At 42.5% G+C, this 6,985-nt stretch carries 5 protein-coding genes; 1 reads left to right on the plus strand and 4 read right to left on the minus strand.

Going from position 1 to position 6,985, the window contains the following annotated elements:
* The first annotated feature begins 16 nt into the window (after positions 1–16).
* Positions 17–1,468, plus strand: a complete 1,452-nt coding sequence (locus N0M92_RS11110; protein ID WP_260285747.1) for an amino acid permease — start codon at positions 17–19, stop codon at positions 1,466–1,468.
* 39 nt (positions 1,469–1,507) lie between these two features.
* Here the strand turns inward: N0M92_RS11110 and N0M92_RS11115 are convergent, their stop codons facing one another.
* The 4 genes from N0M92_RS11115 to N0M92_RS11130 all read right to left on the minus strand — a co-directional run.
* Positions 1,508–3,187, minus strand: coding sequence for a glycoside hydrolase family 13 protein (locus N0M92_RS11115; RefSeq protein WP_260285748.1), 1,680 nt, complete (start codon positions 3,185–3,187; stop codon positions 1,508–1,510).
* Between the two features lie 85 nt (positions 3,188–3,272).
* Complete coding sequence (locus N0M92_RS11120) at positions 3,273–4,355, minus strand: Ger(x)C family spore germination protein (RefSeq protein WP_260285749.1); 1,083 nt, start codon at positions 4,353–4,355, stop codon at positions 3,273–3,275.
* Positions 4,352–5,452, minus strand: a complete 1,101-nt coding sequence (locus tag N0M92_RS11125) for a GerAB/ArcD/ProY family transporter (protein WP_260285750.1) — start codon at positions 5,450–5,452, stop codon at positions 4,352–4,354. Before N0M92_RS11125 ends, N0M92_RS11120 begins: the two co-directional genes overlap by 4 nt.
* 23 nt (positions 5,453–5,475) lie before the next feature.
* The coding region (locus N0M92_RS11130) for a spore germination protein (RefSeq protein ID WP_311202541.1) at positions 5,476–6,985 on the minus strand (1,510 nt) is incomplete at its 5' end.

The raw sequence follows: 6,985 nt of genomic DNA on the forward strand, positions 1-6,985 counted from the left end.
AGGAGTGTAACATCAATTGTCAAATTCACAATCAGCATCAAGCCCTACTGAACTGAAAAGGAGCCTGAAAGCGCGTCATTTAATGATGATTTCATTAGGTGGAACGATTGGAACAGGTTTATTTTTAGCAAGTGGCGGTGCCATTCATTCAGCCGGTCCCGGCGGTGCCTTGGTGGCATACGCAGTCATCGGCATCATGGTTTATTATTTAATGACAAGTCTTGCAGAAATGGCAGCGTTCATGCCAGTGGCCGGTTCATTCCGTGTCTATGCATCCAAATTCGTCGATCCGTCTTTCGGTTTTGCGATTGGTTGGAACTACTGGTATAACTGGGCAATCACCATTGCCGCTGAATTGGCAGCCGTTGTCTTAATTATGAAGTTCTGGTTCCCGGATAGCCCTTCAATTATCTGGAGTGCCATTGCATTAATCACTATGTTTCTTATCAATTACATGTCAGTAAAAGGTTTCGGGGAGGCAGAATTCTGGTTTGCCATGATCAAAGTCGTGACAGTCGTCATTTTCTTGATCACGGGTGTTCTGATCATTCTCGGGATCATGGGTGGGAAAGACCCAATTGGATTTTCAAATTTCACAATGGGTGAAGGTCCCTTTAACGGTGGGTTCTTCACGATCCTAGGCGTATTCATGGCTGCCGGCTTTTCATTCCAAGGAACGGAATTGCTTGGAGTGACTGCAGGTGAAAGTGAGGATCCAGAAAAAAATATCCCAAAAGCGATCAGATCCGTTTTCTGGCGCATCATCTTATTCTATATCCTTGCCATTTTTGTAATTGGCATGATCATTCCGTTTACCGATTCACGTTTATTGAGTGAAGATGTTGCCGTAAGTCCATTCACGCTTGTATTTGAACGGGCAGGCCTTGCATTTGCTGCATCCATCATGAACGCGATCATTCTATCATCCGTACTCTCTGCCGGTAACTCTGGCATGTACGCTTCAACCCGTATGCTATGGGACTTGGCACGTGATGGGAAAGCACCGAAATTCCTAGGCAAGTTAGATAAAAGGGGAGTACCCGTGAATGCACTTATCGTGACTTCATTAGTAGGCTGCGTTGCATTCTTAGCTTCATTTTTCGGTGATGGCGTCGTTTATATCTGGTTATTGAACGCTTCAGGCATGGCAGGATTCGTCACCTGGGTTGGGATCGCGATTGCCCATTATCGGTTCCGCAAAGCTTACGCAGCTCAAGGCCTTGATATGAATGCTTTACCATTCCGGGCAAAAGGCTTCCCATTCGGGCCTATATTCGCACTTGTCCTTTGCCTTATCATTATCATCGGACAAGGCTATCAAGCTTTCAGCAGCGATGGGATCGACTGGAATTCAATGTTTGTTTCCTACATTGGCTTAATTTTATTTTTCGCCCTTTGGCTCGGCTATAAAATCAAGCATAAAACGAAAATCATTCCCCTGGAGGAATGTGACCTTAAATCAAAATAATGCGCAAAGGACCTGTTCTAAGGAGAACAGGTCCTTTTTTCATATCAAATGATAAACACGGCATTCATATGGACGCAGAGGTTTGCTGGAGATTCCTTCTTCTTCCTGATCATAATTGCCTATCAGCCTTGTGGCTGAATATGCATGCAGCTCTTCAGGCAAAGTATAGGAGGCCTCCTCTTCTTTAAAGTTACATAGCACCAGCAGCTTTTCTTCTTCAAACGATCTCGTGTAGGCAAATATTCGTACATCATCCGGCCATAGCAGTTCAAAACGGCCATAAACGACGATTTCATGTTTCTTGCGTAATTGAATAAGCTTTTTATAAAAATGAAAAATGGAATTCGGATCATTATAGGCTTTTTCTGCATTAATCTCTGGAAAATTGGGATTAACCTTAATCCATGGCGTCCCTTTCGTGAATCCTGCGTTCCGGGAGTCATTCCACTGAATCGGTGTCCTCGCATTATCCCTGCTTCGGGCGTGGATGGCTGACATCATCCGCTCTTTTGACCATCCATGCGAATCGACGAGTTCTTCATATGAATTCAATGTTTCGATATCCCGGTAATCATCGATTCCCTCAAATGCAACATTGGTCATGACCAGCTCTTCCCCTTGATATATATAGGGTGTCCCTTGAAGCATATGAAGGCAAGCTGCAAGCATCTTTGCGCTTTCAATCCGATACTTTCCATCATCACCAAACCTTGAGACAATCCGTGGCTGATCATGGTTGTTCCAGTATAAACTGTTCCAGCCATCCCCCTCCAGACCAGTCTGCCACTTGGAGAGAATTCGCTTTAAATCGGTAAGCTTCCACTTATCATTACTCCATTTCCCTGCCGGCCCGCTCCCCAAATCCATATGTTCGAATTGAAAGACCATATGTAGCTCACCACGATCTTTACCTGTGAACAATTGCGCCTCCTCCGGTGTGACGCCTGGCATCTCCCCAACCGTGATCACGTCATGTCCAGAAAGTGCCCGTTGATTGATTTCCTGCAAAAACTCATGTATGCGCGGGCCGTTCAGGAAAAAGGGGCTTCCATCGCCATACTGTTTCTCATGATGAACGGCTCCATCTGAATAGCTTTGATCTTTTGAAAGGAAATTGATGACATCCATCCGAAAGCCATCGACACCCTTATCCAGCCACCAAGTCATGATGCTATAGATTTCTTCACGGAGCTTAGGATTCTCCCAGTTTAAATCCGGTTGTTTCCTGCTGAATAAATGCAAATAATATTCATCGGTTCCTTCATCATATTCCCATGCTGAACCTTTAAAAATGGACTCCCAATTATTCGGTTCTTTTCCATTCCTTCCAGGTTTCCAAATATAATAATCGCGCTTCGGATTATCTTTTGAGGATCGGGATTCCTTGAACCACGGATGTTCATCAGAAGAATGGTTGATCACCAGGTCCATCATGATCTTCATTCCACGTTCATGAACCGCCTTCAACAACCTATCGAAATCAGCCATGGTCCCGAATTCAGTCATGATCGATTTATAATCACTGATATCGTACCCATTGTCATCATTGGGAGATTGATAAACAGGGGATAGCCATATCACGTTCACACCCAGCTCTTGTAAATAATCGAGTTTCATCAAGATACCGTTTATATCCCCTATTCCATCTCCATCACTATCCATAAAACTCCTTGGATACACTTGATACACAACTGCCTCTTTCCACCATGCTTTGTCCATGTCTTTCCCCCTCTTTGGCCGCATTGATATGATCATTACACCAATACCCCTATTATAAAGGGAAAAACTTCAGAATATTCTCCTTTTATTCAGCTATTCCCGTTTGAATCATTTCAATATCCAGATCTACCTCGATTGGAATATAAGGATATGCCTTCTCCCAATGTTCCTGATTGAAATTTCTTGTTTTACTTTTAGCATGATTACCGATTGCAATCGGATCGATATTGTTCTCCTGAAACATGGTTACCATCTCATTTAATTTCTTTCCAATGACATGCTCGGCCCTGGCCTCTATTTTATTCAGGTCGACCGCTTTGCCCAAGTCATAGCCTTGGACCTCCAGCAGACCCGCTTTTAATTTCACTTCAATCCTGACCTTAGGGTCTTGATTTGCATTCGAAATATGATAATGGACACGTGACTCCACGTTATTGATATCTGTAAAAACATTTTCCTTCCACTTAATTTCATAACTCCCCATCTTAAAGTTTTCAGTAAGGACTTTAAATAAAAATCCGTCCTCATAAGGAATATATTTGCCAATATAACGATCCTTTTTAAACAAGGCGATCCCTTTTACCCGTATTTGGTCCCCTGCCGTTTCCAATAAGGGCAAGACCGGGTCGATTCCTTTACCATGACATGCATATAAATACCTGTGAAGATCCACATTAGGCAAATTAGTCTTTATATTCTGTTCGATCAGCTCTTTCACTTGAACCCCTGGAGTTTTAATCAACTTCGGCTCCATTTTAACTACATCCTCCGCTTTGCCATGAACGACCGCTAAATACAAGTTCCTTCCCACCATGGGGTCACGCCTATATGTATCGACATAATCATTCAATCCACTTGCTGCCAATTTTTCACCGTAGAGAATGACCGTCAGTCTACCACCGACAATCGGGAATGGCGTTTTTGCATTTTTCTGCTGGCGGGTTGCCTTTATATCATGGGAGACCGCTTCATATACTTCTTTACCTAGATTTGCTTGCTCCCCAGACTGAGGCACGCTGACAACGACCGTACCTTTGATTTTTTTGCCTTCGGCCTCATCATAACCTACGACTTCAGCAATTAAAATATCTTCTAATATTTGTTTTTCCACGCCGCAAGCCGTCATCAGGAAACCTGCCAATATTATCAGGATAAGTCGGATCTTCACGATTTATGCCCCCTGACTTTATAGACAATCGACTGCCATATGAATAAGAGAGGAAGATACAAATAAACGATATAAAAACCAATTTCCGAACTTATCGTGTTAAACTTATCGATTCTATAGCGGTTATCCAAGAAAATGCAGGAAACTAAAATGATCAGCAGAATGAAGACCAACATCTTTCTTTGCCTTAGTCCAAATACTCTTTTAGCTGTCCTGCTCGCTGCCCAAACCCCTATGCAAACATTCGGCAGCACCATGAACAGCCAAACGGAAATCCCTATGTATTCGAACCTTTCAATGAATGGAAGGTCTACAATTTTCCATAACGTCAAAGTAGCCCATATTACATCTTTCAGTTGATCTTGATGATAGTAGGCTAATGAAACAATGATGGATACTAAATATATCGCCATAGTAAACACCACCCCTAAATGGGCCCATTTTTGAGATTTTTCACGGTTTTTAATGAAAGGGTAATAAATGAGGAGTAATTCAAAACCAAGGTAATTCAGGGTCATTTTCTTACAGGCCTTCATGATTTCCAAAAAGGAATGATCAAGAAAAGGACCCAAATTTTCAAAGTGGGCGTACTTCAATGGGAAATAATTCAAAAGGAATAATGGCGATCCGATAATAAGCCCGATTATGCAAAAACCGGTGATGACCCTGAACCCTCCCTCCACAAAACTATAGACGAGAATAAGAATGATGGTTATTAGCATCAGGATATTGACACCAGGGAACATCCAAACCTGAATGACTTCTAAATAAGTCCTGATAAGAATGACGGAAATCATTATAAAGTAGAGGATGAATAAAACATTGAAAGCATTTCCGACCCATTTACCGAACAAATCCTTGTGGATGGCGACCAAATCAAAGGTTTGGGGACTCCTGCCTAAAAGCTTGAAACACATCCAAAGCAGAACATTTATGATCAACCCTGATATGAGTACAGATAACCATGCGTCTTGACCAGCCTCTTTCGCTATGACCCGTTCAAACCCCAATATCCCTACCCCAATCTGCATGCCGGGCATGAGGAAAAAAACAAAAAATGGAGATATGAGTTTAGTTTCATTTGGTTTGACTTCCATACCTTCTCACCGCTTTCTACACCTTATTCATCAATATCACCATGGGAGTTTCGCTCTTCCGTCTCCTTCCTTATCCTTAGTGGATTTTCCGTCCGCAGAAATTGCGGGCGTTTTTTCTGCTTTGAAAAAGGGAGGCGAATGAGACTATCTTTAAAGTCATGAATTCTTAATGGGTAAAGCGGGTCTAAATAAGGGCTGCCAAGCGAAGTCAATTTCAATAAATGACTTAAAATGAATGCACTGCATAAAGCCATTCCAAACAGACCGTATAACTGGGCTGCAATTAGAAAAGGAAAGCGGATAAGGCGGATGGTATTACTGATTTGGTAAATCGGCACCGTAAATGAAGCCAAGGCAGCCAAGGCGACAAGCATCAGTAAGACATTACTGACAAATCCAGCTTCCACAGCGGCTGTACCGATGACTATACCGCCAACAATACCAATGGTGGAACCAACTTTAGCAGGCAGCCTGACCGCTGCTTCCCTCAGCAATTCAATTGTCCCTTCCAGCAAGATGGCTTCCAAGATTGGCGGAAACGGGATCACTCCCCTGGATGAAATTAAGATTGGCAGCAAATCCGTTGGAATCACTTGATAATGATAGGTTAAAACGGCAACATACAGAGGTGAAGATAAAACGGAAAACAGCACTGCGAAAAGCCGAATCAAACGGAATGAGGTGCCGAGATTCCAAATTTGAAAATAATCTTCAAATGACGAAAAGAACGAAATGATGGTGTTTGGACCAACTAATGCATGTGGAGATCCGTCCAGCATGATCCCAATTTTCCCTTCCGATAATACACTGGCCAGATGATCAGGCCGCTCCGTATCAATCAGTTGCGGAAACATCGAATTTCGATTATCCGTGATCATCTGGCTTACAAACGAAATATCGACGATCGTATCATAATCTATATCATCTATCCTCTGAATGACTGTATTAACGATCTGTTGATTTACTACCCCATCTATGTAGAGTACCGCTAACCTTGTTTGCGAGATGCTGCCGACCCTTAATTCCTTGGACTGCAATTCAGGGGTGGGCAACCGGTTACGAATCAGATTCAAATTCGAATCAAGCGATTCAACAAATGCCTCCTTGGACCCAACGACCGTATACTCTGACTCTGGTGTGGAAACTTGCCTTTTCACACTATGAACACATGGAATCAACAAACACATTTCATCATCTTGCTTGTATTGAACCATGATTGTTCCTGCCAAAACCAACCTTTGAATGTCTTTTAGATCAGCCGTCAATTTCATATCTTCAATCGGAATATCGCCTTTTAATTGCTTAAGATCCTTCTTTGGTTGATTCGACATGACAGCCAATACTTGTTCATGAAGCTGTTGTACACTAACCAGTGAATTGAAATAGGAAATAGTGTAGCCATCATCATTCGGGAATTGGAAGGTAAGAAAATCATTAGATGCTTTAAACTTTTTAAGGAGTTCCTGAAAATCCTTGGAAGTAACCTGAAAGGATGCTGCATCCATTTTCCTCCCGCCCTTAAAAAACCTCACC

This window comes from Peribacillus aracenensis (assembly GCF_025175645.1).
Taxonomy (GTDB): Bacteria; Bacillota; Bacilli; order Bacillales; family DSM-1321; genus Peribacillus; species Peribacillus aracenensis.